This is a genomic window from Ornithinibacillus halophilus (assembly GCF_900129485.1).
GTDB lineage: Bacteria > Bacillota > Bacilli > Bacillales > Amphibacillaceae > Ornithinibacillus > Ornithinibacillus halophilus.
Map to the genome: position 1 here is coordinate 145,511 of NZ_FQVW01000001.1, position 25,258 is coordinate 170,768.

Annotated in this window: 22 protein-coding genes; all 22 read left to right on the plus strand. The window is 34.0% G+C overall.

What is annotated here, in order from left to right; all coding sequences use genetic code 11:
* The 22 genes from flhB (at window position 1) to BUB12_RS00875 (ending at window position 24,905) form a co-directional block, all read left to right on the plus strand.
* The gene (gene flhB, locus BUB12_RS00770; RefSeq protein ID WP_072886973.1) at window positions 1-1,080 is read left to right on the plus strand and encodes a flagellar biosynthesis protein FlhB; all 1,080 of its coding nucleotides are present in this window, start codon (window positions 1-3) and stop codon (window positions 1,078-1,080) included.
* Window positions 1,081-1,101: 21 nt separating this feature from the next.
* Entirely contained in the window at window positions 1,102-3,138 is a 2,037-nt protein-coding gene (gene flhA / locus BUB12_RS00775; protein WP_072886975.1) for a flagellar biosynthesis protein FlhA, read from the plus strand.
* Window positions 3,135-4,259: a flagellar biosynthesis GTPase FlhF gene (gene flhF, locus BUB12_RS00780; protein WP_072886977.1), complete on the plus strand. Its 1,125-nt coding sequence runs from the start codon at window positions 3,135-3,137 to the stop codon at window positions 4,257-4,259. Before flhA ends, flhF begins: the two co-directional genes overlap by 4 nt.
* Window positions 4,240-5,103 (plus strand): MinD/ParA family protein, encoded by an 864-nt coding sequence (locus BUB12_RS00785; protein WP_072886979.1) that lies wholly within the window; start codon window positions 4,240-4,242, stop codon window positions 5,101-5,103. The genes flhF and BUB12_RS00785 overlap by 20 nt, the downstream gene beginning before the upstream one ends.
* A gap of 4 nt (window positions 5,104-5,107) precedes the next feature.
* Window positions 5,108-6,157, plus strand: a complete 1,050-nt coding sequence (locus BUB12_RS00790) for a protein-glutamate methylesterase/protein-glutamine glutaminase (RefSeq protein ID WP_072886981.1) — start codon at window positions 5,108-5,110, stop codon at window positions 6,155-6,157.
* A 2-nt stretch (window positions 6,158-6,159) separates the two neighbouring features.
* A complete protein-coding gene (locus tag BUB12_RS00795; RefSeq protein WP_072886984.1) occupies window positions 6,160-8,172 on the plus strand; it encodes a chemotaxis protein CheA in 2,013 nt (670 codons plus the stop codon).
* A gap of 12 nt (window positions 8,173-8,184) precedes the next feature.
* Complete coding sequence (locus BUB12_RS00800; protein WP_072886986.1) at window positions 8,185-8,655, plus strand: chemotaxis protein CheW; 471 nt, start codon at window positions 8,185-8,187, stop codon at window positions 8,653-8,655.
* A gap of 4 nt (window positions 8,656-8,659) precedes the next feature.
* Entirely contained in the window at window positions 8,660-9,295 is a 636-nt protein-coding gene (locus BUB12_RS00805) for a chemotaxis protein CheC (RefSeq protein WP_072886988.1), read from the plus strand.
* Entirely contained in the window at window positions 9,288-9,794 is a 507-nt protein-coding gene (locus tag BUB12_RS00810; RefSeq protein ID WP_072886990.1) for a chemotaxis protein CheD, read from the plus strand. The genes BUB12_RS00805 and BUB12_RS00810 overlap by 8 nt, the downstream gene beginning before the upstream one ends.
* 26 nt (window positions 9,795-9,820) lie before the next feature.
* The gene (locus BUB12_RS00815; protein ID WP_072886992.1) at window positions 9,821-10,591 is read left to right on the plus strand and encodes a FliA/WhiG family RNA polymerase sigma factor; all 771 of its coding nucleotides are present in this window, start codon (window positions 9,821-9,823) and stop codon (window positions 10,589-10,591) included.
* 42 nt (window positions 10,592-10,633) lie between these two features.
* Window positions 10,634-12,010, plus strand: coding sequence for a DUF342 domain-containing protein (locus tag BUB12_RS00820; RefSeq protein ID WP_072886994.1), 1,377 nt, complete (start codon window positions 10,634-10,636; stop codon window positions 12,008-12,010).
* Between the two features lie 26 nt (window positions 12,011-12,036).
* On the plus strand, window positions 12,037-12,339 hold the full coding sequence (locus BUB12_RS00825; protein WP_072886996.1) for a hypothetical protein: 303 nt from the start codon (window positions 12,037-12,039) through the stop codon (window positions 12,337-12,339).
* 8 nt (window positions 12,340-12,347) lie between these two features.
* Window positions 12,348-12,818 carry a DUF6115 domain-containing protein gene (locus BUB12_RS00830; RefSeq protein WP_072886998.1) on the plus strand — a complete coding sequence of 157 codons (471 nt, stop codon included), beginning with the start codon at window positions 12,348-12,350 and terminating at the stop codon, window positions 12,816-12,818.
* 188 nt (window positions 12,819-13,006) lie between these two features.
* Window positions 13,007-13,756 (plus strand): 30S ribosomal protein S2, encoded by a 750-nt coding sequence (gene rpsB, locus BUB12_RS00835; protein ID WP_072887000.1) that lies wholly within the window; start codon window positions 13,007-13,009, stop codon window positions 13,754-13,756.
* Between the two features lie 139 nt (window positions 13,757-13,895).
* A complete protein-coding gene (tsf, locus tag BUB12_RS00840; RefSeq protein ID WP_072887002.1) occupies window positions 13,896-14,780 on the plus strand; it encodes a translation elongation factor Ts in 885 nt (294 codons plus the stop codon).
* A 97-nt stretch (window positions 14,781-14,877) separates the two neighbouring features.
* The gene (gene pyrH / locus BUB12_RS00845; protein ID WP_072887004.1) at window positions 14,878-15,600 is read left to right on the plus strand and encodes a UMP kinase; all 723 of its coding nucleotides are present in this window, start codon (window positions 14,878-14,880) and stop codon (window positions 15,598-15,600) included.
* 2 nt (window positions 15,601-15,602) lie between these two features.
* Entirely contained in the window at window positions 15,603-16,160 is a 558-nt protein-coding gene (gene frr, locus BUB12_RS00850; RefSeq protein ID WP_072887006.1) for a ribosome recycling factor, read from the plus strand.
* 242 nt (window positions 16,161-16,402) lie between these two features.
* Complete coding sequence (locus BUB12_RS00855) at window positions 16,403-17,167, plus strand: isoprenyl transferase (RefSeq protein ID WP_072887008.1); 765 nt, start codon at window positions 16,403-16,405, stop codon at window positions 17,165-17,167.
* 15 nt (window positions 17,168-17,182) lie between these two features.
* Complete coding sequence (locus BUB12_RS00860) at window positions 17,183-17,974, plus strand: phosphatidate cytidylyltransferase (protein ID WP_072887010.1); 792 nt, start codon at window positions 17,183-17,185, stop codon at window positions 17,972-17,974.
* 74 nt (window positions 17,975-18,048) lie between these two features.
* A complete protein-coding gene (gene rseP, locus BUB12_RS00865; RefSeq protein ID WP_072887012.1) occupies window positions 18,049-19,314 on the plus strand; it encodes an RIP metalloprotease RseP in 1,266 nt (421 codons plus the stop codon).
* Between the two features lie 188 nt (window positions 19,315-19,502).
* Window positions 19,503-23,792, plus strand: a complete 4,290-nt coding sequence (locus BUB12_RS00870) for a PolC-type DNA polymerase III (protein WP_072887014.1) — start codon at window positions 19,503-19,505, stop codon at window positions 23,790-23,792.
* Between the two features lie 231 nt (window positions 23,793-24,023).
* Window positions 24,024-24,905: an STAS domain-containing protein gene (locus tag BUB12_RS00875; RefSeq protein ID WP_072887016.1), complete on the plus strand. Its 882-nt coding sequence runs from the start codon at window positions 24,024-24,026 to the stop codon at window positions 24,903-24,905.
* Window positions 24,906-25,258 lie beyond the last annotated feature (353 nt).

Consider the following 25,258-nt stretch of genomic DNA (forward strand, 5'->3'; position numbering starts at 1 on the left):
TTGCAATTACGTCTAGATTTACAATTTTTTGCAGGAGAAAAAACTGAAAAAGCAACTCCAAAAAAACGATTGGATGAACGTAAGAAAGGGAAAGTAGCGAAGAGTCAAGATGTAAACACCGGGATTCTACTACTATTGAGTTTTATCATTCTATTTGTATTTGGTGGATTTATGAAAGATAATATGTTGGTTTTATACCAATATACTTTTACGGAGTATATACATTGGGATGTAACGTCATCTACTGTCTATCAAGTGTTAATAGAAGGTCTAATTACAATGGCAAAAATAGTTGCTCCAATTATGGTAATAGCAATATTCGCTGGGTTTGCGTCAAATTTAATGCAAATTGGCTTTTTGTTTACAACAGAACCTTTGAAGCTTGACCTTAAAAAAATCGACCCAATACAAGGGGCTAAACGTATTTTTTCCATCCGGGCATTAGTAGAGTTACTAAAATCATTATTTAAAATCTCATTAATCGGTGCAATTACTTTTACGGTTATATGGATTTATAAAGACGATATGATGATGCTAGCCTTTAAAGATGTAGAAAATGCTTTAGGATTCTTTGGACAAGTCACTATGATTATGGCGGTTGCTGCGATTATAGCATTATTGTTCATCGCCGTTTTCGACTATGCGTATCAACGATATGATTTTGAGAAAAACATGCGCATGTCTAAACAGGACATTAAAGATGAGTATAAAAACATTGAAGGTGACCCTTTAATAAAGTCTAAAATTAAAGAAAAACAAAGGCAAATGGCGATGCAACGAATGATGAGTGAAGTACCTGAAGCAGATGTTGTTATTACGAATCCTACCCATTATGCGATCGCAATTAAATATGATGAAAAGAAAGCTAATGCACCATATGTAGTCGCTAAAGGTGCTGATCATATAGCTCTAAGAATAAAAGAAATAGCAAAGGTTCATAAAGTGGTTACTGTAGAAAATCGTCCATTAGCAAGGGCGTTATATGACAAGCTAGAAATTAATGATTTAATTCCAGAAGAATTTTATCAAGCAGTAGCGGAAATATTGGCATATGTTTATCGATTAGAAAAAAAAGCTTAGCTTAATTAAGGAGATACAACCATGAAAGCACGAGATCTATCCGTTCTTTTAGGCGTCATTTTAATTATCATAATGTTAGTAATACCTCTTCCTGGTTGGCTACTTAGTATTTTAATACTATTAAATATTACACTAGCATTAATCGTAATTTTAGTAGCTATGAATACACAGGAAACGTTACAATTCTCAATTTTTCCATCTCTATTATTATTACTAACATTATTTAGACTCGGGTTGAACGTTTCTACGACACGATCAATCTTATCAAAAGCAGAAGCTGGTGGTGTGGTAGAAACGTTTGGTAGTTTTGTAATTGGTAATGATGCTTTGGTTGGTTTTGTAGTCTTTGTCATCCTAGTTATTATTAATTTTTTAGTTATTACGAAAGGATCAGAACGTGTATCAGAAGTAGCAGCACGATTCTCACTAGATGCAATGCCAGGTAAACAGATGAGTATTGATGCAGATTTGAATGCAGGTCTAATTTCTGAACAAGAGGCGAAAGAAAGAAGAAAACTAGTTGAAGATGAAGCAGATTTTCATGGTTCTATGGATGGTGCTAGTAAGTTCGTTAAAGGAGACGCTATTGCAGGTATCATCATCGTATTAGTAAATATTGTGTTTGGAATTGTGATTGGTATGGTTCAAATGGGTATGCCATTCCAAGAGGCGATTGATACCTTTACTAGGTTAACCGTTGGTGATGGATTAGTCAGTCAAATTCCAGCATTACTAATATCAACTGCAACTGGTATTGTAGTAACACGAAGCTCTCAATCAGGGAATAACTTAGGCAGTGATGTAACAGATCAGTTACTACAGTATCCTAAACTATTATTTATTGCTGCTGGTACAATATTCTTTTTAGGTTTAACACCAATTAACTTTTTCTTAACGACTATTATTGCTTTGATATTAGCTGTTAGTGGATATTTATTATTAAATCAGTCAAAACAGCCGGAGACAAAAAATGTGGAAGAAGAGGATCAAACGGAAAGTGCTGAAATGAAGTCACAAGAAAATGTTGTTAATTTATTGAGCATGGACCCAATCGAATTTGAATTTGGGTATTCTTTAATTCCACTAGTGGATACTAAACAAGGTGGAGATTTACTAGACCGTGTCGTTATGATTAGAAGACAACTAGCAATCGAACTCGGTATTGTTATACCAGTTGTTCGGATTAGGGATAATATTCAATTAAACCCGAATGAATATCGTCTTAAAATTAAAGGTAATGAAGTGGCTACAGGTGAATTACTATTAGATCATTACTTAGCGATGGCACCAGATATGGACGATGATATGATAGAAGGAATAGATACGAAGGAACCTGCCTTCGGATTACCTGCTAAATGGATAGGGGAAGAGTTGAAAGATGAGGCTGAGTTATCAGGGTATACAGTGGTAGACCCACCATCCGTAGTTTCTACTCATATTACAGAGATAATTAAACAACATGCTCATACATTGTTAGGACGCCAAGAAACGAAAGAGCTAATCGATCACTTGAAAGAAAGTTATCCAATCTTAGTAGAAGAAGTAACACCGGAACCACTTGCCATTGGCGATATACAAAAAGTGTTAAGCAAATTATTGAGAGAAAATGTCTCTATCCGTAATCTACCAATTATATTTGAGACACTAGCAGACTTTGCTAAATTAACAACTGATACAGAATTATTGGGAGAATACGTGAGACAAGCATTATCATCACAAATTACAAGACAATATGTTAAAGAAGATTCCACATTGAATGTCATTACGGTATCTGGAAAAGTAGAAAAATTAATCGCAGAAAATATTCAACAAACGGAACATGGGAATTATTTAGCGCTAGATCCAGATTCACAGCAAGCGATAATTAAAATAATCCATGCTGAAGTAGAGAAGATGACATTACAAGAAGATAATGCCATTTTACTCTGCTCCCCAGCAATTCGAATGTATGTCAAACAATTGTTAGATCGTTTCTTACCGCAAATTATCGTTTTATCATACAATGAACTAGAACCATCTGTTCAAGTACAAAGTGTAGGGGTGGTGAATGTAGCTTGAAGGTAAAAAAGTATATAGCAACTACCATGCCAGAAGCAATGAAGCAAATCAGAAAAGAACTAGGCAAAAATGCAGTCATTTTAAACTCTAAAGAAATTCAAGAAGGTGGCTTTTTAGGGCTTTTTAAGAAAAGAAAAATAGAGGTTATTGCTGCTTTAGATGAAATGCCTAATTTTCCAAAACAGAATAAAAAACCTGATATTAGAGAACAAAAAGAAAAGATTAAAAACAATTATTCGGATAATCGAGATATTTTAAATGAACTCAAACATTTAAAGCAACTAGTTCAACTACAGGCAGATAGCAATAATAAATTTGAACTAGAATTTCAAGTATTCTATCAGCATTTAATAGAACAAGAAGTTTCACCACCTATTGCTGAACAATTAATCCGGCAAACCCAGGAGAAAAACCCTTCTCTAAAAGATGCTCCAGTAGAAGAAATAAGGGAAGCGTTACAAAAAGAAATAGAACAATCGCTAGAAGATACTACTTTTAGTGGATTATCTTATAACACTAAAATAGTTCAATTTGTTGGCCCTACTGGAGTTGGGAAAACTACATCTATTGCAAAGATAGCTGCAAATAGTATGTTAAATGATAAAAAAAGTGTCGCCTTTATAACAATGGACACCTATCGTATTGCAGCTATAGAACAACTAAAAACCTATGCTCAAATATTAGATGTACCCGTTGAGGTGGCATACTCGTTAGAAGACTATAACGAGGCGATTATCAAATTGAGTCATTATGATTTAATATTAGTCGATACTGCAGGAAGAAACTTCAGAGATGAGCAATATGTTAAAGAATTAAAAGATAGCATGAATGAGAACCTTGCTGTTGAAACATTTTTAGTACTTTCTTTAACTGCAAAACCAAAAGACATACTAGAAATATACGATAGTTTTGATAAGATTCCTATTAAAGAAGTTATCTTTACAAAATTAGATGAAACAACTCAATATGGGAGTATGTTAAATATTTGTTTAGAAAAACAGACTGGTATTGCTTATTTAACCAATGGACAAGATGTACCAGACGACATCCTTAATCCTTCACCAAGTAAAATAAGTGAAATGATAGTAGGTGAAAGTATAAATGGTCGATCAAGCAACTAGTCTTCGGCAAAAATTACAAGGTACTTCCTCACAACGAAAAACAAAAGTAATTTCTTTTGTCAGTGGAAAAGGTGGAGTAGGTAAATCAAATGTAGCACTGAACTTTTCTCTAGAGCTTCAAAAATCAGGAAAAAGCGTACTATTAATCGATTTAGATATCGGGATGGGGAATATTGAAATACTACAAGGGGTACATGCTGAAAAAACGATTGTTGATATGTTTGAAGAACAATTAGCCTTCCATGAAATTGTAAAGAAAGGGACAAATAACTTACCTTTTATTTCTGGTGGAACAGGATTAACTGGATTCTTCCATCTCAATGAAGAAAAAATGAATTTTTTCTATGAGCAATTTCATCATATAAGTAGGGAATACGATTATATCCTATTTGATTTGGGAGCAAATGTATCGGAAGAAAGCATTTTCTTTATTTTGGCCTCAGACGAATGCGTAGTTGTTACAACTCCAGAACCAACATCCATTACTGACGCGTATAGTATGGTAAAACAAATCATAAGCAGGCAATTGGATATGCCGATCTATGTTATTCTTAATCGCTCGTATTCGTTCAAATATGGTCTAAAAACTTTAGAACGTTTTAAGCTGGCAGTGAAACAATTTTTATTATCGGATGTACATGTATTAGGACAGTTACCAGATGAAAAGTTCGTATCAACATCTGTTAGACGTCAAATTCCTTTTACAGTGCTAAATAAACGTGCTCCCATTTCCAGAGCAATAGGGCAAATTGTGTTGAATTATATGTCCAATGAATCACTTGAAAGTAGTGAAGAATCCTTTTCATTTATTAAAAGGCTTAAAAAAATGATTAGAGAGAGGTAAATCCATGAATCCCATTCGAGTACTTATAGTTGATGATTCCGCATTTATGCGCATGATGATTTCTGACATTCTTAGTAGTGATAATCGAATTGAAGTTATTGCCACGGCTCGAAATGGGGAGGATGGAATTAAAAAAATAAAGCAGTTAAAACCAGATGTTGTGACATTAGATATAGAAATGCCCAAAATGGATGGACTGACTGCGCTAACAAAGATTATGGAAACTCATCCGCTACCAGTAGTAATACTATCAAGCTTTACAAGCGACGCTACTACGAAAACAGTACAGGCTATTTCCAATGGTGCAGTAGATTTTATTACGAAACCTACTGGGCTAACATCTTTAGAAAAAATTAAAGAAGGAATTATATTAAAAGTGGTTGCAGCATCCAAGGTGAAAAATCAATCTATGAAACCACTAAAATCTATTCCTAATCTCTCAACCATCAGAACTCCTTACAAAAATACATTGGTTGCTATTGGTACCTCAACAGGGGGACCGAAAGCATTACAACAATTATTGGTTGATTTATCTGGAAAAAAGTCGCCACCAATACTAGTTGTTCAACATATGCCTAGTGGGTTTACAAAATCACTTGCAAACCGCCTAAATACATTAACTGATTTACACGTGAAAGAAGCGGAGCATGGTGAAGTACTTGAAGAAAATACAGTATACATTGCACCAGGAGATTATCACATGGAAGTAAGGAAAGTCGGTACTTCGCATGCAATAGTGATTCATGAAGATGTTGGAGAAAGGTATCCCCATACACCATCTGTGGATGTTCTTTTTCAATCTTTAGCCAAAGTACAAAGGGTAAATAAAGTAGCAATTGTGTTAACAGGTATGGGAAGTGATGGCTCTAATGGTATCATTAAATTAAAAGAGAATGATCCAAATACAATTGTAATTGCCGAGTCAGAAGAGTCTACAGTTGTATATGGAATGCCTAGAGCAGCAGTGAAGACCAATTATGTAAATTACATTATAAATTTGAATCAATTGGGAGAAACGCTTCATAAAATTACGACTAATCTTAGGGGGATGTAGAGATGGAGATGTCACAATATTTAGATGTATTTATTGATGAAAGTACGGAGCATTTAGAGGTTCTTTATAATCAGGTTTTAGAATTGGAAAAAAATCCAAAAGATAAATCAATTATTGAAGAAATTTTTCGAGCAGCTCACACGTTAAAAGGGATGTCGGCTACGATGGGATTTGAAGATCTTGCTAACTTAACCCACCAGCTAGAAAATGTATTTGATGAAATTAGAAATGAAAAAATCAATGTTGATGCTAACTTAATTGATATCTTATTTGAAGCTGTTGATCATTTAAATGCAATGGTAGAAGATATTTCAAACAGTGGTAACGGCACAAGAGATGTTAATGATATAGTCAGTCAATTAATAGCAATAGTTTCTGGAGAGAAACATGATAAACTAAATGAAAAGTCAAGTAATGAAAGTAATCTACAATATATAACGAATTTAGATGAATTTGAGATATCTATTTTAAATGAATCACAAGATCGTGGATTTTCCAATTACGAAATTTATGTCGAGTTAAATGAAGATTGTTTACTTAAAGGTGCTAGAGTATTCATGGTATTCGATGTTCTAGAAAAGCATGGTGAAGTAATCAAGTCTGACCCCCCTGTGACCCAATTGGAAGAGGAAGATTTTCAAAACTCATTTACAGTTATCTTAGTTTCTAAACACTCTAGTGATGAAATATCGGAAAAAATTAAAAAAGTTTCCGAGATTAATAGAGTATCTGTTAATCCTTTTGCACTTTCACAATATATCGAAAGAAAACACGAGGAAGAGTTAGTACATACACAATCTGAACAAGCTGCAACAGTAGAAACACCATCCCAAAAAGAAGAAAAGCAATCAAAAGGTGCAAGTTCAAAAACTATTAGAGTAAATATAGAGCGATTAGATATTTTAATGAATTTATTTGAAGAGTTAGTAATCGATCGTGGTCGATTAGAGCAAATTGCTGCCGATCTTAATAGTCATGATTTACATGAAACAGTCGAAAGAATGTCACGAGTATCTAGTGATTTACAAAGCATTATATTAACGATGCGTATGGTACCGATTGATCAAGTGTTTAGTCGATTCCCACGAATGATTAGAAAGTTAGCTAGAGATCTAGATAAAAAAATTGATATTGAAATTATTGGTGCGGAGACAGAATTAGATCGAACTGTAATAGACGAGATTGGTGACCCATTAGTTCATTTGCTTCGTAATGCAGTCGATCATGGAATCGAAATGCCGGAAGAACGAAAGAAAAAAGGAAAACCAGAAACGGGCACTATTATGTTAGAAGCATATCACAGTGGAAATCATGTCTTTATTGAGATAAAGGATGATGGAGCAGGAATCGATAAAGAGAAGGTTATTAATAAAGCTTTAACTAATGGAGTTATTAGTAGTGATGATGTAGAAACTTTAACAGACCAGCAAGTATTTGAACTGATTTTAGAAAGTGGTTTTTCAACTGCAGATACAATATCTGATATATCTGGTCGTGGTGTTGGGTTAGATGTTGTTAAAAACACGATTGAATCCTTAGGAGGCCACATTACAATAGACTCAGAAAAGGAAAAAGGATCAACTTTCTCTATCCAATTGCCATTAACCTTATCTATCATTTCAGTTCTTTTAGTAGAAGTGCAGAATGAAAAGTATGCAATTCCTTTATCATCTATTATAGAAACAGCCATTATTCATAAAGATCAATTGCTATCTGCACATAATAATAAAGTCATTGATTTTCGTGGGAAAGTCGTGCCATTAGCTTTCTTAGACGACATTCTACAAGTTCCTGATGAATCAGTAGAAGGTGGTTCTGATTATGTATCCATTGTAATCGTAAAAAAAGGTGATAAATTAGCTGGATTAGTGGTAGATTCCTTTATAGGTCAACAGGAAGTCGTTTTAAAATCGTTAGGGGATTATTTAGGAGATACATTTGCTATTTCTGGAGCTACCATTCTAGGAGATGGAGAAGTAGCCTTAATTATAGACAGTAATGCGTTGGTAAAATAGGGGGAGAGAAATATGCGAGAAGATCTATTACAAGATGAAAAAGTAATCATATTTCAATTAAAGGCAGAAGAATTTGCGATTCCTGTTCAACAGGTAGGATCTATTGAAAGAATGCAATCCATCACTAGGGTTCCCGGTACATCCGATTTCGTAAAAGGAGTAATTAACTTAAGAGGTGTTGTTACTCCAATTATTGACTTACGAATTCGGTTAAATATCGAGGCTAGAGATTATAGTGATTCTACTAGAATAATTATTGTAGAAATTAACAATATGGAAGTTGGACTAATTGTTGACTCTGCAAACGATGTAATTGACATTCCTAAAAGTAGCATTGAACCTGCACCAGAAATAGTTGGGGCTGTAAATAATGATTATATTAAAGGTGTGGCTAAACTAGAGAATCGCCTCCTAATATTACTAGATTTATCCAAAGTGTTACTATCAGATGAATTATCCGAACTAAAGGAATTGGAAGGTTAATATAATGAAAGAACAATACTCTCAAATACAATTAGATGCTTTAAGAGAAATAGGTAATATTGGTGCCGGTAATGCTGCGACCTCGATGTCTAAATTAATAAATAAAAAAGTAGATATGACCGTACCTAAAGTAGAGATTGTTGCTTTTGATGAAGCTGTAGAAATTCTAGGCGGTCCTGAGAAGCTAGTAGTTGCTATAATGTTTCAAATTCAAGGAGAGGCCCCTGGTACGGTGTATTTATTCTTTTCTATTGATGAAGCAGACTCACTTGTTCAACAGATGACAATGAGTGATGATATGAAATTGTTCGATGAGCAAGAGAACATCAATGAAATTGCTTTTTCAGCTCTACAAGAAGCTGGAAACATTCTAGCAGGTTCTTATTTAACTGCGCTTTCAGATTTTACAAACATTAATATGCAGCCGTCGATTCCTCATTTAAGTATTGATATGGCTGGAGCACTACTTTCCGTAGGTTTAATCGAAATATCAACTATAACAGATTATGCAATTGTCATTGATACAAAGATTAATGATATGGACACAACGAATGGAATAAATAGTCAATTTTTCCTACTTCCTGCCGTCGAATCTGTTTCAAAAATTTTTAATGCAATTGGGATAAACGAATATGAGTAACACAAGTCAAAGTCCGATTGTAAAAGTAGGTATTGCAGACTTAAATATTGTTACACCTCCACAAATTATACGGACATCTGGCTTAGGCTCATGTGTTGGTGTTATTCTATATGATTTGCCAAAAAAAGTGGCAGGATTAGCACACATTATGTTACCTGATTCAAACCATGCAAAACAAAAGAAGTTCAACAAAGGGAAATATGCAGATACGGCAATTGAATCGTTATTAGAAACGTTAGGAAATGAATATGGTGTTCGAACCTATTCATTAAAGGCAAAAATGGCTGGTGGAGCTCAGATGTTTCAATTTTCATCTTCAAATGATGTTATGCGAATTGGAGAAAGGAATGTTGAGGCTGTAGAGACTATTCTTAAGAAGCATAAAATACCTATTGTCGCTTCAGACGTTGGAGGAAATTGTGGTAGAACGATCGACTTTGATCCGAAAACAGGCGACTTAAGAATTAGAACAATCTCAAAAGGTGAAACTATAATTTAAATAAAAAGTAAGGAGGAGCATTTTTAATGGCAGTAAATTCATCTCCTCTAGAAAAAGAATTATGGGCAAAATGGCAAAAGGAACAAAATAATCATACTGCAAATCAAATCATTCAACATTATATGTATCTTGTGAATTATCATGTTGAACGCACAGCAAGTCACCTTCCATCTAGTGTGTCAAAGGATGATTTGAGAAGTTTGGGTATGTTTGGATTATATGATGCTTTAAAGAAATTTGATATTGATCGTGATTTAAAGTTTGATACTTATGCATCATTTCGAATTCGAGGTTCAATTATTGATGGATTAAGAAAAGAAGATTGGTTACCTCGATCAACACGGGACAAAATTAAAAAAGTAGAACAACTATCTCAAGAACTTGAACAAAAATTACAAAGAGAACCAACCTCTAAAGAAATAGCAAAATATGTTGATATGTCTGTTGATGAAGTTGAGACAACTATAAAGAATTCTTTATTTGCAAATGTTCTTTCCATCGAAGATAAAGGTAAGAACCAGGATAATGAATTTAAAGAAGGAATCGGTTATTCCATCCCCGATAAAAAATCAGGACAACCTGAAGAAAACGTATTACAAAATGAAATTATAAAGGAACTTTTACAAGGCATACAACATTTAAATGAAAAAGAACAAATGATTTTAAGTCTTTTTTATCAAGAAGAATTAACTTTTACAGAAATAGGTCAAGTATTGGAATTAACTACTTCTAGAATCTCTCAATTGCATAAAAAAGCTATTTTTAAATTAAGAAAAATATTAGAGAAACTAGCATAAAGAATGCCAAGTTATTTTTGTTTTCAAAAGTGAGGCGTTTGCATGGAGACATTACATGAGTTTTTTAATATTGAACAGTCAACAGATCATATGAAAGCCTTATTGCACGTAAAAAAAGAGGATGTCAATTCTATTATTCATCAATTTTCAAAATCAGACATCATTAACTTTCTAAAAGAGAACCATATTGTATCTGGCATTCTAGAGAATCAGATTCAATCTCTAACAAAAGGATTAGTGAAATTGGAGGAGTTTCCTTTGTTGGTAGCAGAAGGTTCTCATCCAAGTAATGGAAAAAATGGACAAATCCATTACTTGATCAACACTAATATCGATATGACAGAAAGTAGCAATTGGGATTTTCGTGAAGTAATGAAAATACCTTCCGTAAAAGCTGGTCAAAAATTAGCTGCTATAACATTACCAACTTATGGAACGCCAGGTATAAATGTTAGGGGAGAAGCAATTCCAGCGAAAAATGGTAAGCCTGTTCATATTAGAGCAGGAGAAAATGTTGTTTTTAGAAAAGAAGACCTAAGTTTTTATGCTGCAATAGACGGTCAAATCTGCACAACAAAAACCAAAATTTATGTAAATGCCGTGTATGAAGTTAAAAGAACACTAACAATGAAAGAAGGAAATATTGCATTTACTGGTACTGTTGTCATTCACGGAGATGTTCCTTCGGGGTTTAAAATTACTGCTGACGGGGATGTGAAAATATTTGGTTTGGTTGAAGCTGCCACAATTATTTCAAAAGGTTCTGTGTTTGTTTCTGAAGGATTAGCAGGTCTGAAAAAAGGAAAGGTAATTGCTGAAGAAGACATAAATATTGGGTACATTAATCAAGGTACTGTTGAAGCTGGCAATAATTTATTTGTAGAAAACTCGATTATCCAAAGTAATTGCAGGGCACAAAAGAAAATATACTGCCAACGAGGAAATATTATTGGTGGTACTATTTCAGCAGGTGAATACATTGAAGCGAAAGAAATCGGCAATCATTCTTATACTAAGACAAAAGTTATTATTGAATCGTCTCATACATTCGATATAGAGCTACAAGAATTGATTACAAAAAAACAGGAATTAGAAGAGATGTTGAAGAAGTTATATATCATTGGAAAAAAAATAAAGCAATCACAGAATGTCCAAAATACGAAGCTAAAATTAATGGTCTTAAAACATCAAAACTCTATATTACAAACAAAAAATAAACTTTCAGAAGTAAATGATCGTATTTCAGAAATTAATACTTCTAAAGTGGAGGAAGAATGTGAGGATAAGCTTGTCGTTAGGAAATTACTTCATCCAAATGTTGATATAGTTTTTGGGAAGTATCAACGTTCTATTAAATCTGAATATCAACATGTACAATGCATATTAGAGCACAATGAAATTGTTATGAAGTACTTGTAAAATATTAGATTAGGAAGTGATTCTATTTGAGTTGGAAATCAATAGAAATGCAAGTGGCACTTCCAAGAACACAAGATGCAGGAAAACTTCAAGAGCAGATGTCAAAACAAAACCAACATTTTCAGGAGTCACTTGCTGGGCTGCAGTTAAAAGAACATGAACAAAGAAGAAAACAGGTTCAACATTTTGATCAAGTTACCAATTTAACGATTAAAGATGATGAAAACAAAGAAACATATAAGGAAGAAAAAGATAAGGAACGGAATCAACAGGATGAGAATGAGATAAGCCATCCTTATTTAGGATTACATTTTGACTCCAAGGGATAGGGGATATTATGACATCACTATTGCTAGTAATTAGTTTTATTTTACATTTTATAACGATTGCTACTATCTACCTTATATTTAAGCAGGGCAATTTGTTGAAACCAGATAAGCCAAAAGATAATCCTAAGGAAGTATTGGAACTCCTAGAATTATATGTGGAAGAAATAAAAGAAGAAAATAGGAGGTTACAAGAAGCATTAGCTGGAAATACTCCTACTATTAAGAACCATACAGAAGAAATAAATAATATGTTTGAAGATTATTCTTACTCTACAGATGATAATACTACTGATGAATCAAATAGGAATGAAGTTACTGAACCTATCCTAGCTGATCATGTTGAAGATGAAGTAGAAACCTCTGTACAGGCAAGAATATTACAACTATACCATGAGGGTTTATCTGAAGAAGAAATCGCAAGGAAGTTAAACTGTGGAAAAACAGAAGTAGAATTAACGATTAAATTACATAAAAAATAATATTAATGCTTGATTACGGCATTGCATTATGATATATTTATTTCTGGTGTAAATGCAATGTTTACTAATTTATGTGAGCTTGTAAATAAAACACACACGTTTGTTAATTTGCATATTTGGTGCCAACTAGTTGGTCTTTATGCAGAAATGATGCAATCGGAGGAAAAAACCATTAGGAGGAAAATTTTATGTCAGTAATTTCAATGAAGCAACTTCTTGAAGCTGGTGTACATTTCGGTCACCAGACACGCCGTTGGAATCCAAAAATGAAGAAATATATCTTCACGGAGCGTAACGGTATTTATATCATCGACCTACAAAAAACGGTTAAAAAGGTCGAAGAAGCGTATAACTATGTAAAAGAAATCGCTGCAAATGGTGGCACTGTTCTTTTCGTAGGTACAAAAAAACAAGCACAAGATTCTGTTCGTGATGAAGCTACACGTTCAGGAATGTACTATGTTAACCAACGTTGGTTAGGTGGTACATTAACAAACTTCCAAACAATCCGTAAACGTATCAATCGTTTAATTGATATTGAGCGTATGGAAGAAGACGGTACTTTTGACGTGCTTCCTAAAAAAGAAGTAGTTGGCTTATTAAAAGAAAAAGAACGTCTAGTTAAATTCCTTGGTGGAATTAAAGATATGAAGAAACTTCCAGATGCATTGTTTGTAATTGACCCACGTAAAGAACGTATTGCAATTGCAGAAGCACATAAATTAAATATTCCTATCATTGGAATTGTCGATACGAACTGTGACCCAGATGAAATCGATTATGTAATTCCTGCAAACGATGACGCTATTCGTGCGGTTAAACTTCTAACTTCTAAAATGGCTGACGCTATCCTTGAAGTAAAACAAGGTGAAGAATTAGAAGAAGCTCAAACTGAGCAATCAGTTGAGGCTGTAAAAGAAGAAGTAGAACAAAACTAATCCGAAAGCGTAGATGTTTAAGTAACTTTTTACTGGACATTAAGCTAGGAAACTTTTAAAAAAGGTAGGGTGATAAGAGGATAAGCCTTTTATCACCCTTTTTTAAAAGAAAAAATGGTAAACTTAAGGAGGAAGAATAATGGCAATTACTGCAAAATTAGTTAAAGAACTTCGTGAAAAAACTGGTGCTGGTATGATGGATTGTAAAAAAGCACTAACAGAAACTGATGGTGACATCGAAAAGGCAATCGATTATCTTCGTGAAAAAGGGATTGCAAAAGCAGCTAAAAAGGCTGACAGAATTGCAGCTGAAGGTTCTACATATATTGCAGTGGAAGGAAACACAGCTGTTCTATTAGAAGTAAACTGTGAAACTGATTTCGTTACTAAAAATGATCAGTTTAAAAACCTATTAACAGACTTAGGTAACCATATCTTAAGTCAACAACCAAGCTCTGTTGAAGAAGCTTTACAACAAAAGCTTAACGGTGAAGGAGATACTGTAGAAACTTACATCAATTCAGCAGTAGCTAAAATTGGTGAAAAGATTTCCTTACGTCGTTTCACTCTTCTTAATAAAACCGATAACGATGCATTCGGAGCATACCTTCACATGGGTGGACGAATTGGTGTATTAACTCTTGTAGAGGGTACAACTGAAGAATCTGTAGCAAAAGACGTAGCAATGCATATTGCTGCTGTAAACCCTAAATATGTATCTCGTGACCAAGTTTCTGAAGATGAAGTGAATCGTGAGCGCGAAGTATTGAAAACTCAAGCATTAAATGAAGGTAAACCAGAAAACATCGTTGAAAAAATGGTAGAAGGACGTCTTGGCAAATTCTTTGAGCAAATTTGCTTACTAGAACAAGATTTCGTAAAAGATCCTGACCAAAAAGTGAAAAAATATGTAGCAGACAAAGGTGCAAATGTTCAAACATTCATTCGCTACGAAGTTGGAGAAGGAATGGAAAAACGTGAAGAAAACTTTGCTGAAGAAGTAATGAGCCAAATTAAGAAATAACAATTGATTTAGGGGACATTTTTGTTCCCTATTTCTCCATATAAATATACTTACTAGAACATCCAACCGAAATTCACTTTATTATTTGGAGGTTATCATGACAACAGCTCGTTACGGTCGTATTGTGTTAAAATTAAGTGGAGAAGCATTAAGTGGAAGCCAAGGTTACGGGATAGAACCAAAAGTAATTCAATCGATAGCTACTCAAGTAAAAGAGGTTGCAGACCTGGGAGTTGAAGTAGCTGTTGTTGTAGGTGGCGGAAACATTTGGCGTGGAAAAGTCGGTAGTGAAATGGGAATGGACCGTGCCAATGCAGACTACATGGGAATGTTAGCAACAGTAATGAATTCCCTTGCACTTCAAGACAGCTTAGAAACAATTGGAATTCCCACTCGTGTTCAAACATCTATAGAAATGCGTCAAGTTGCTGAACCATATATTCGGAGAAAAGCAATTCGCCATCTTGAGAAAAAACGTGTAGTTATCTTTGCTGCAGGAACTGGTAATCCTTATTTTTCAACAGACACTACTGCTGCTTTACGTGCTGCAGAAATTGAAGCAGAAGTTATTTTGATGGCAAAAAATAACGTCGATGGCGTTTATACAGATGATCCGAAGCTAAATAAAGATGCTAAAAAATATGATAAACTTTCATTTATGGATATGTTAAATGAAGGACTTGGAGTAATGGACTCAACTGCCTCTTCCTTATGTATGGATAACGATATTCCATTAGTAGTATTTTCCATAATGGAAGAAGGAAACATTAAAAAAGTAGTACAAGGCGAAAATATAGGAACAACGATAAGGGGGAAATAATAATGTCAGACGCTATATTAAAAGATAGTCAGGATAAAATGAAACAAGCCGTACAAGCATTCACAAGAAATTTAGCATCAGTTCGTGCAGGTCGAGCAAATCCTAGTTTATTAGATAGTGTATTTGTTGATTACTACGGTGCTTCCACACCATTGAATCAACTAGCAACGGTTACTGCTCCAGAAGCACGTCTTCTAGTAATTACTCCTTTTGATAAGACTGCAATAGGTGAAATTGAAAAGGCTATTCAAAAAGCTGATTTAGGTCTAGCTCCTTCAAGTGATGGTAATGTTGTTCGCATTAACATTCCTACATTAACAGAAGAACGACGCAAAGATTTAGTTAAAGTTGTAGGTAAATATGCTGAAGAATCTAGAATTCAAGTCAGAAATATCCGTAGAGATGCTAATGACCAATTAAAGAAAGCAGAAAAAAATGGCGATTTAACGGAAGATGAATTACGTATTGGGCAAGACGACGTTCAAAAAGAAACGGATAAACATATAGCTGAGATTGACCAAATTGCCAAAAATAAGGAAAAAGAAATATTAGAGGTTTAATACACATATATTATATGTGTGGAACTTTTTTGGCATTGAATTAGAATGAATAATTCATGGCCCTCTTGTTAATAAGGGGGCTTTTGTTTTCTTATTCAATACTTTATATTTAGTTTGTTTAATCTAGATAGTGGAATACTTTAAATGGATTACATTTTGTATAGATTAAGAAAATTGTTTTACATTAATAGTGTTCGGTTATACATAATTAGGAATAATCACCAGTGTTCGGAGGACAGATTATGTCAATGAAACTTCCTTTTTTTAAGAATAAGCAAGTAAAAGAAGAAAATGTGTCAAATGACTTCGATAATATACCAAACCATGTTGCTATTATTATGGATGGGAATGGTCGGTGGGCTAAAAAAAGAGGGCTGCCGCGCATTGCTGGACATAAAGAAGGTATGGATGTGGTTAAAGACACGGTACAAACTGCTGTCGATTTCAATGTAAAAATTCTTACACTATTTGCCTTCTCAACGGAAAATTGGAAACGCCCGAAATCAGAAGTTGAGTACTTGATGAAGTTACCTAAAGAATTTTTACATATTTACTTACCTGATATGATGAAAAACAATGTCCGAATTGAAACAATTGGTGATTTTAATGCGCTTCCTAACCATACAAAAGAAGCCGTTCAATATGCTAAAGATCAAACAAAAGATAATGATGGCTTAATATTGAATTTTGCTTTAAACTATGGAAGTAGATATGAAATCATGCGTGCAATAAAATTAATATTATCAGATATAGAAGACGCTAAAATTAATCCTGATAAAATTGATGAAAATATATTTCAACAGTACTTATATACAAATGGATTGTCTGACCCTGACTTACTAATTAGAACAAGCGGTGAACAGAGATTAAGTAATTTCTTGTTATGGCAATCGGCATATACAGAGTTCTGGTTTACAGATGCACTTTGGCCGGACTTTAGTCGAGATATATTCATTCAAGCACTCCAGGACTATCAACAACGAAAAAGACGTTATGGAGGAATATAAGGTGATGAACAGTAAATGAAACAACGAATTCTAACTGCTGTACTAGCATTAATCATTTTTATACCGCTTGTCATCTATGGAAACTGGCCGTTTCAACTATTTATCTACATAATCGCCACGATTGGATTGTTAGAATTACTTAAGATGCATAAGGTTCCTTTGTTTTCTTTCCCTTCAATTTTGGCTACCATTTTATTATGGGTTATGTTAGTTCCAGCAACAGATCTAACTTCCGTTGCTGAACGGATGAATACTGCTGAAATTATTATGGTATTTGTCTTGTTGCTACTTGCATATACTGTATTAGTAAAAAATAAATTCTCTTTTGATGATGCGGGTTTTCTGTTATTAGCCGTACTCTATGTAGGGATGGGCTTTTATTATTTCTTGGAGACAAGAAGCGTTGAGAATGGACTAGCTACTATCTTTTATGTTTTGCTAGTCGTATGGGCAACTGATACTGGAGCTTATTTTTCTGGGAGAGCATTAGGGAAAAACAAGCTTTGGCCAGAAATAAGCCCAAACAAAACGATTGAAGGGGCTATTGGTGGGATAGTACTTGCAACTATTGTAGGTGTTGTTTTTCATTTAATTTTTCCACTCAATCAACCAATCTATATTATAGTGGCTGTATCTATATTAGGTTCTATTTTTGGACAAATTGGTGATTTAGTTGAATCAGCATATAAACGCTTTTATGATGTAAAGGACTCCGGGAATATCTTGCCTGGACATGGTGGGATATTAGATCGCTTTGACAGTTTACTCTTTGTCTTTCCTGTGCTTCATTTCATTCAATTTATGTAGTTCAGAACCTGTACTAGATTCCTAAATGGTTCATATTGATTTATTTTCTGCCCAATAAAGGAAGGTGTTTCTATTTGAATACTGTAATTGCATTTATTTTTATGTTTGGATTATTAGTTTTTATTCACGAATTCGGCCATTTGATTTTTGCTAAGCGGGCAGGAATGCTGGCTAGAGAATTTGCTATTGGTTTTGGACCAAAGATTTTCGCGTTTACCAAAAATGAAACGGTTTATACCATTCGATTACTGCCGATTGGTGGTTATGTTCGTGTAGCTGGGGAAGACCCAGAAATAATCGAGTTGAAACCAGGCCATCATGTAGGACTAGAATTCAATGATTTTGGAAAAGTATCGAAAATAATCGTGAATAATAAATCAAAGCATCCAAACGCTAGAGTAATTGAGGTTGAACACGTTGATTTGGATCACGATTTAGTTATTGAGGGCTATGAGATCGATGAACATGATGAAAAATTAACATTTGAAGTAGACAGTAAAGCATTTTTTGTAATGGATGAAAGAGAAACTCAAATAGCTCCATATGATCGTCAATTTGCTTCAAAGTCACCTGGTCAAAAAGCGATGCAATTATTCGCAGGACCTATGATGAATTTTCTATTAGCGATAGTCATCTTCTTAATATTAGGTGTAGTTCAAGGTGTACCGGTAGAGGAAGCTAGAATGGGTGAAATTGTACAAGGCAGTCCTGCTGAAAAAGCTGGTTTTAAAGCAAATGATGAGGTCATTCAAATAGAAGATAACCCTGTCTCTACTTGGGAAGAGTTTACGACGATTGTTAGAGCAAACCCAAATGAACCGTTGGATGTAGTTGTTCTAAGAAATGGTCAGGAAGAAACCCTAACTGTAACTCCAAATGAGCAACGAATTGAAGAATTAGATGAAACGTATGGCCAGATTGGTGTTACTTTAGCATATGAAAAAACTTTCTTTGGAACGTTTACTTATGGCTTCCAACAAACGTATGATACAACAAAATTAATTTTAACTAATTTGGCGATGTTAGTTACTGGGCAGTTATCAATTGAAATGCTCTCTGGGCCTGTTGGTATATATGATGCAACAGATCAAGTTGTTCAAACTGGTTTTATGAATTTCTTGATGTGGACAGCGATTCTAAGTATAAATTTAGGAATCGTTAATTTAGTTCCGCTTCCTGCATTAGATGGTGGTCGTCTACTATTTGTAGGGCTAGAAGTTGTTCGTGGAAAGCCGTTAGAACCAGAAAGAGAAGGTATATTCCATCTTATTGGTTTTGCGTTATTAATGTTATTAATGATTATTGTTACTTGGAATGATATTCAAAGACTATTCCTGTAATTTACAAGTGTAGAATTATAAAGATTCTGCTCTATAATGTCGATAAATATGATAATATTATATAGAGATGCAATGATTCTTGTATGACGAATCTTGCTACTACAAACCCTTGTCTAATCCTTTTGACAAGGGTTTCCATTATGAATTAAATTATTTGCTTTCTGGTAAGTAACAGGGGGAATATAAAATTGGACATTTCTAAATCAGAAAAAATGACTCATTTATTGAATCAGTTACAGATACCTAAAGATCATGTTGACACTTACTTTAAAGACAGCTCTTTAGAAAGATTAGAAGTATATAAAAAGCAAAAGTTATGGCATTTTTACATTCAAATTAAAAATGTCTTACCAGTCACTGTCTATCAACTATTCCTTCATAACCTGCAAAATTCTTTTAAAGAAATTGCTTCCATACGCTTAACGTTAATGAATGAAGTAAATAAAGTAGACAATGAAATACTTCTTGATTATTGGAACTATTTCTTGCAAAATACAGAGCTTCCACCAGCATATAAGGACTTAGTATTAGGCCAGACTCCAACGGTTACTAATAATAAGATTATGTTAACTGCTAGAAATGAGGCAGAAGGAAATTCCATTAAAAAAAGAATTCAAGATTCATTCAATGAGTTTTGTAAAACAATTGGATTTCCACAATATTGGATTGAAACTGAAATTACTGAACAACATGAAGCCATCCAACAATTTAAAGAACAACAAGCTAAAGAAGATCAACAGATGGTTCTAAAAACGATACATGAAAAAGAAAAAAGAGATCAAGAACGTGATTCAAAAGAACAAAATAAACCATTTATGCTTGGTTATAAAATCCAAGATGAACTTATTAAAATGGCTGAAATACAAGATGAAGAACGTAGAAAAGCTGTTCAGGGTTATGTATTTGATGTTGAAGTTAGAAAACTACGTTCAGGAAGAAGTTTACTCATTGTTAAAGCTACGGATTATACCGATTCACTACAAATAAAGATGTTTTCTAAAGGTGAAGATGATGCTGCTCAATTTGATCAATTGAAAAAAGGAATGTGGATCAAAGCAAGGGGTAGTATTCAAACAGATATGTATTCTAATGAACTTGCAATGATGGCAAACGACATTAACGAGGTTAAAGTAGAAACGAGAAAAGATAGTGCTGAAGAAGATGAAAAACGCGTGGAGTTTCACGCTCATACAACGATGAGTCAAATGGATGCTGTTATTTCACCTGGACGATTGGTAGAACAAGCAGCTAAATGGGGTCATAAAGCTGTTGCTATTACTGATCATGCTGGTGTACAAGGTTTTCCAGAGGCTCATGGTGCTGGTCAAAAGCATGGAATTAAAGTGCTTTATGGTGTAGAAGCAAACTTAGTCGATGATGGTGTTCCAATTGCATATAATGAGAAAGATGTTGACTTAGAGACAGGAAGTTATATAGTATTTGACGTTGAAACAACAGGTCTCTCTGCAGTATATGACACAATTATTGAGTTAGCTGCAGTGAGAATAGAACAAGGAGAAATTGTCGATAGATTTGAGTCGTTTGCTAACCCGCATCACCCATTATCACAAACGACAACCGATTTAACTGGGATTACAGATGATATGGTAAAAGATGCTCCTGAAGTAGAAGATGTGTTAAAAGATTTCCATGAGTGGTGTGGAGATGGCATATTAGTCGCACATAATGCTAGCTTCGATATGGGCTTTCTAAATCAAGGTTATAGTAAAATTGGTTATGAAAAAGCACCGAATCCAGTTATTGATACTTTAGAACTTGCTAGATTCTTATTCCCAGAATTAAAAAATCATCGTTTAAATACGCTATGTAAACACTTAGACATTGAGTTAACACAGCACCACCGTGCCATTTATGATGCGGAGGCAACGGGTTACTTATTATGGAAATTAGTACAGGGGTTATTACAAAAAGAAATTACAAATCATTTGGAATTGAATAATCATATGGGCGAGGGAAATGCATATCAACGATCTAGACCATATCATTGTACATTAATTGCTCAAACACAAGAAGGTTTGAAGAATTTGTACAAGATTATCTCTCATGCACATATCGACTATTTTTATAGAGTTCCAAGAGTTCCTAGGTCACTTTTAACAAAACTAAGAGATGGAATTTTAGTTGGTTCTGCCTGTGACAAAGGGGAAGTATTTGAGACGATGATGCAGAAGTCTGCTGAGGAAGCAGAGAAAGTTGCAGAGTTTTATGATTATATTGAAGTACAACCTCCTAGCAATTACGCTCACTTAATTGAAAAGGATCTTGTTCAAAATGATGCTCAAGTTTTAGATATTATCAACAAATTAGTTGAATTAGGCACACGTATGAATAAAAAAGTAATAGCTTCAGGGAATGTTCATTATATCGATGAACATGAAAAGGCGTATCGTCAAATATTAATTGCTTCACAAGCAGGAAATCCGCTTAATCGTCAAACTTTGCCGGGTACACCTTTTAGAACAACAAACGAAATGCTTGAATGCTTCCAATTCTTAGGTGAAGAGAAGGCTTATGAAATAGTAGTTACGAATACGCAAAATTTAGCAGATGAAATAGAGGAAATCTCTCCAGTTAAAGACGGACTATTCACACCAACTATTGAAGGTGCCGATCAAGAAATGAGAGATTTATGCTATACCCGTGCCAAAAAAATATACGGTGAACCAGTTCCAAAAATTGTAGTTGATCGATTAGAAAAGGAATTGGATAGTATTATTAGCAATGGCTTCTCAGTTATTTATTTAATCTCTCAAAAGTTAGTTAAGAAGTCCCTAGACGATGGTTATTTAGTAGGTTCTCGTGGATCAGTTGGATCTTCTTTTGTAGCAACGATGACAGAGATAACGGAAGTAAATCCACTTCCACCACATTATGTGTGTCCAAGTTGTCATCATAATGAATTTATTACAGATGGTTCAGTTGGTAGTGGATTTGACTTGCCAGATAAAAACTGTCCCAACTGTTCTGAAGAATTAACGAAAGATGGACAAGATATCCCATTTGAAACGTTTTTGGGCTTTAAAGGAGATAAAGTACCTGATATTGATTTAAACTTCTCAGGTGAATATCAACCAGAAGCACACAATTATACGAAAGTGTTATTTGGTGAGGATTATGTTTATCGTGCAGGTACAATTGGTACGATAGCAGAAAAGACAGCATATGGGTACGTGAAAGGTTATCAATCGGATAAACAACTTGTGTACAAACAAGCAGAAATTGACCGATTAGTTCAAGGGTGTACTGGAGTAAAAAGAACGACAGGACAGCACCCAGGGGGGATCATTGTAGTACCGGATGATAAAGAAATTTACGATTTTACTCCAATCCAATTCCCAGCTGATGATCGTAAAAGTGCATGGAAAACGACACACTTTGATTTCCATTCCATTCATGATAACTTGTTAAAACTTGATATACTTGGACACGATGATCCGACTGTTATTCGTATGCTGCAGGATTTGAGTGGGATTGATCCAAAAACAATTCCAACAGATGACAAAGAAGTTATGAAAATATTTTCTGGTACAGAATCACTAGGAGTTTCACCAGAGCAGATAAATTGTAAAACAGGAACTTTAGGTGTACCTGAGTTTGGAACGAAATTTGTTCGTCAAATGTTAGAGGATACAAAACCATCAACTTTCGCAGAACTTGTCATTATTTCAGGTTTATCACACGGAACCGATGTATGGTTAGGAAATGCACAGGAATTAATTAATGATGGTATTTGTGAATTACCTGATGTTATTGGTTGTCGTGATGATATTATGGTATATCTAATGCACAAAGGCTTAGAAGCATCTCTTGCTTTTAAAATCATGGAATTTGTACGTAAAGGGAAAGGTCTACAAGATGAGTGGATCTTAGAAATGAAAAAACACGGGGTGCCTGATTGGTATATTGAGTCTTGTAAAAAAATCAAATATATGTTCCCTAAAGCCCATGCTGCTGCGTATGTATTAATGGCTGTTCGCATTGCATACTTTAAAGTACATTATCCGATTTATTTCTATGCTGCTTATTTTTCAGTACGAGCTGGTGACTTTGATTTAAATACAATGGTTAAAGGGTCAGATGCGATTCGTAAGCGTATTGAAGAAATTGCTGTAAAAGGAAATGATGCATCACCGAAAGAGAAAAACTTACTAACTGTACTTGAGATTGCTTTAGAAATGTGTGAACGTGGTTTCTCATTCCAAAAAGTTGATTTATATAAGTCAAAAGCTACGGAATTTGTAGTTGATGGAAATTCATTAATTCCACCGTTTAACGCTGTTGATGGACTAGGCACAAATGCTGCAATTAACATTGTAAATGTTAGAGAAGATGGAGAATTTTTATCAAAAGAAGACCTACGCACTCGAAGTAAAATCTCAAAAACCGTTCTTGAATATTTAGACAACCACGGTTGTTTAGAAGGAATGGAAGAGAAAAACCAATTATCTCTTTTTTAATGAATATTTATTCTAACAATCCGAATTAATTTTGATCAGGTTCTACCCTGATCAAAGTTGGTTTGGATTTTTTATATACTGTACATTTTCTTGATTTTCAACAATAAGTCTTCATAAATTCTAGTTAGCAAAATTGTTAAATGATTATGATATCTGTTATAATAATTTTGATATTTAAAAACTTTGTATACAATGTAGTTTTCTTAACAAAAAATAAGGAAGTGATTAGTAGTGGATTCTACTTTTAAAGATGTTGAGGATGTTCGAAAGTTTTTATTAAATAATAGGCAGTCTTTTGAAGGAAAATTACTTAGTGAAGCAGTAAATGTCCGTGATAAAATAGATGAGATTCATCTAATTGGTAATATAAATTTATTAACGAACGCTTATAAATTAATTCTACTAGTTGTAGATGAAAAGGTTGATGATGTTAAAGAATTTGCTGAACAAGAAGGGATTGTTTGGGCGAAATATAATTTAACATTAGCGTTCAAAATAGAATGGATACAGGCGATTAGAAGAACATTATGGCATTTCCTTAACCAATACGATCAAATAAATGATAAAGATCGACCAAATCAAGAAATCTATAATATGGCAAGTAAAGTAAATGACTTAATTGACCAATTCTTAAATGGTTTCTTTATTAGTTACTCTAGATATAAGGATGAATTAATTGAATCACAAAGAAAAATGGTGGAAAAACTCTCCGTCCCGATTATTCCAATTACTAAAACGGTAAGTATTCTACCATTAATAGGAACCATTGATTCCTATCGTGCAAACATTATCGAGGAGAAAATTTTGTTAGAGGTAGGAAAATTAAGAATCCAAAAGTTAATTTTAGATTTATCAGGTATTGCAGAAATGGATACAGAGGCTATTCACCTGTTTCTAAAAGTATTAGATGGTGTATCGATGATGGGAAGTGAAGTAGTTATTACAGGGATGAGACCAGAAATTGTTCGTCAAATGGTTGAGTTAGATATTAACTTTGGGGCAAAAGCAAAAACAAAAGGATCCCTACAAAAAGCACTTAAAGAAGATTTGGAATTAGAACAATCAAATAAACTAAACTCACTAATCCCTTCTGAACCACTTGATACTAAATAACATCTACATATATATTAAGTAAGTATCTACTAAGCTTATTTGAACTTCTTGCATGAAAAGAATTATTATGATATTCTAATATTGTGAGTGTTGATATGAACGGCTTATGGAGTGGGGTTCGCCCCACTCCTTCTTCATACATACTAACCCGACTAACTCCCTTGCCTTACTATCGGCAAGGGTTTTATATTGGTAGTGGTTTTATCGCGCTCTGTAGATACATACTTCTGAAATGATGAAAAAGTGTAAAATTGTCCATAATAAGGATACCTAAGATAGTGCAAGAGACTGCTTAGAAAAAATGGTCTAACCATTTTGGTGATTCAGGTTCAGAAAAAAGGCACTAAGAGAAT